Source organism: Paracoccus wurundjeri, assembly GCF_030678915.1.
Lineage (GTDB): Bacteria > Pseudomonadota > Alphaproteobacteria > Rhodobacterales > Rhodobacteraceae > Paracoccus > Paracoccus onubensis_A.
This window is the reverse complement of sequence record NZ_JAUUTZ010000057.1, coordinates 1-2,500: the sequence shown is the minus strand read 5'-3', so window position 1 is coordinate 2,500 and position 2,500 is coordinate 1. Positions and strand designations below refer to the sequence as shown.

General features: G+C 55.0%; 1 tRNA gene and 2 rRNA genes (1 of these 3 cut by a window edge). All 3 read left to right on the top strand.

The features are described 5' to 3' along the window. Nucleotides 1-2,099 (top strand): 23S ribosomal RNA (locus Q0601_RS24555) (it extends 731 nt beyond the left edge of the window). 142 nt (nt 2,100-2,241) lie between these two features. Continuing rightward, nucleotides 2,242-2,356: ribosomal RNA gene (gene rrf, locus Q0601_RS24550) — 5S ribosomal RNA — on the top strand. Nucleotides 2,357-2,423: 67 nt separating this feature from the next. Next, a tRNA-Met gene (locus Q0601_RS24545) sits at nt 2,424-2,500 on the top strand.

Here is a 2,500-nt window from a genome sequence, read left to right as displayed (position 1 = left end):
AAGGTAACACTTACTGGAGGGCCGAACCCACACCCGTTGAAAAGGGTCGGGATGACTTGTGCCTAGGGGTGAAAGGCCAATCAAACTCGGAGATAGCTGGTTCTCCGCGAAAGCTATTTAGGTAGCGCCTCGGATGTATTCCTTGGGGGGTAGAGCACTACATGGATGATGGGGGCCCACAGCCTTACTGAGTCTAAGTAAACTCCGAATACCCAAGAGAACTGTCCGGGAGACACACGGCGGGTGCTAACGTCCGTCGTGGAGAGGGAAACAACCCTGACCAACAGCTAAGGCCCCCAATTCGTGGCTAAGTGGGAAAGCATGTGAGACTTCCAAAACAACCAGGAGGTTGGCTTAGAAGCAGCCATCCTTTAAAGATAGCGTAACAGCTCACTGGTCTAATCAAGAGGTCTTGCGGCGAAGATGTAACGGGGCTCAAGCCACGAGCCGAAGCTTTGGATGCACGTTTACGTGCGTGGTAGCGGAGCGTTCTGTGATATAGAACGCTGCCTCTTTAGCCCTTCGGGGTTACGGAGGCATTGTTCTGACTGTGAAGCCGGGCCGTGAGGCATCCGGTGGAGTGATCAGAAGTGAGAATGTTGACATGAGTAGCGACAAACAGGGTGAGAGACCCTGTCGCCGAAAGTCCAAGGGTTCCTGCTTAAAGCTAATCTGAGCAGGGTAAGCCGGCCCCTAAGGCGAGGCCGAAAGGCGTAGTCGATGGGAACCAGGTTAATATTCCTGGGCCAGGAGATGGTGACGGATCGCAGAGGTTGTCAGTCCTTATCGGATTGAACTGGCAGCTGAGCGGTTCCTGGAAATAGCCCTCCACAAGACCGTACCCGAAACCGACACAGGTGGACTGGTAGAGAATACCAAGGCGCTTGAGAGAACCACATTTAAGGAACTCGGCAAAATACCTCCGTAAGTTCGCGAGAAGGAGGCCCGGTTCGTAGGCAACTATGGGCCGGGGGCACAAACCAGGGGGTGGCGACTGTTTACTAAAAACACAGGGCTCTGCGAAGCCGCAAGGCGACGTATAGGGTCTGACGCCTGCCCGGTGCCGGAAGGTTAAAAGGAGAAGTGCAAGCTTTGAATTGAAGCCCCGGTAAACGGCGGCCGTAACTATAACGGTCCTAAGGTAGCGAAATTCCTTGTCGGGTAAGTTCCGACCTGCACGAATGGCGTAACGACTTCCCCGCTGTCTCAAATGTGGACTCAGCGAAATTGAATTGTCTGTGAAGATGCAGACTTCCCGCGGTTAGACGGAAAGACCCCATGCACCTTTACTACAGCTTCGCACTGGCATCAGGATTGCGATGTGCAGGATAGGCGGTAGGCTTTGAAGCGGGAACGCCAGTTTCCGTGGAGCCACCCTTGAGATACCGCCCTTCGCACTCTTGATGTCTAACCGCGGTCCGTTATCCGGATCCGGGACCCTGCGTGGCGGGTAGTTTGACTGGGGCGGTCGCCTCCCAAACAGTAACGGAGGCGCGCGAAGGTTGGCTCAGAGCGGTCGGAAATCGCTCGTTGAGTGCAATGGCAGAAGCCAGCCTGACTGCAAGACTGACAAGTCGAGCAGAGTCGAAAGACGGCCATAGTGATCCGGTGGTCCCGAGTGGAAGGGCCATCGCTCAACGGATAAAAGGTACGCTGGGGATAACAGGCTGATGGTGCCCAAGAGTCCATATCGACGGCACCGTTTGGCACCTCGATGTCGGCTCATCTCATCCTGGGGCTGGAGCAGGTCCCAAGGGTACGGCTGTTCGCCGTTTAAAGAGGTACGTGAGCTGGGTTTAGAACGTCGTGAGACAGTTCGGTCCCTATCTGCCGTGGGTGTTGGAGACTTGAGAGGAGTTGCCCCTAGTACGAGAGGACCGGGGTGAACGTTCCACTGGTGGACCAGTTGTCCTGCCAAGGGCAGTGCTGGGTAGCTATGAACGGACAGGATAACCGCTGAAGGCATCTAAGCGGGAAGCCCCCCTCAAAACAAGGTCTCCCTTGAGAGCCGTGGAAGACCACCACGTCGATAGGCCGGAGATGTAAGTGCAGCAATGCATTCAGTTGACCGGTACTAATGGCTCGATTGGCTTGATTTGATCCGGAAGAAGACAGACTGGAAGTGCAGAAGAGCGGATTGAAAAATCCTCAATATGCGCGACCACCAAACCTTCTCCCAAAAGCATCCTTGGACAACAACGTTCCCCTCAAAAGGAACAACGCTGAGCGTTTCTTTCCCGGTCTGGTGGCCACAGCACGAGCAAAACACCCGATCCCATCCCGAACTCGGCCGTTAAGTGCCGTCGCGCCAATGGTACTGCGTCAAAAGACGTGGGAGAGTAGGTCACCGCCAGACCTGGAAAGAAACGAAACTCTCTGAAACGATGAAAAACAGGCAGCGCAACCAAAAGCGATGCAAATGGCGCGGGGTAGAGCAGCCCGGTAGCTCGTCAGGCTCATAACCTGAAGGTCGTAGGTTCAAATCCTACCCCCGCAACCA